The organism is Shewanella sp. AS16 (genome assembly GCF_021412365.1).
GTDB lineage: Bacteria > Pseudomonadota > Gammaproteobacteria > Enterobacterales > Shewanellaceae > Shewanella > Shewanella salipaludis.
On sequence record NZ_JAKCLK010000336.1, the window covers coordinates 1 to 286 of the forward strand.

General features: G+C 51.0%; 1 protein-coding gene. It reads left to right on the forward strand.

The annotated features are described in order from the left end of the window. A partial coding sequence (locus LZP73_RS20545; RefSeq protein WP_234236824.1) for a GTP-binding protein occupies positions 1-286 on the forward strand: 286 nt, incomplete at both ends.

Here is a 286-nt window from a genome sequence, read left to right on the forward strand (position 1 = left end):
CTCTACCGAGAAGCGTAAATTTATTATCGCCGACACCCCAGGGCACGAGCAGTACACCCGCAATATGGCGACTGGCGCATCGACATGTGAACTGGCGATCTTACTGATCGATGCCCGTAAAGGCGTGCTCGATCAAACCCGTCGTCACAGTTTTATCTCCACACTGTTGGGGATCAAACATCTGGTCGTGGCGATCAACAAAATGGATCTGGTGGATTACAGTGAAGAGACGTTCACCCGTATTCGTGAAGATTATCTGACTTTTGCCGGGCAGCTGCCGGGTAAT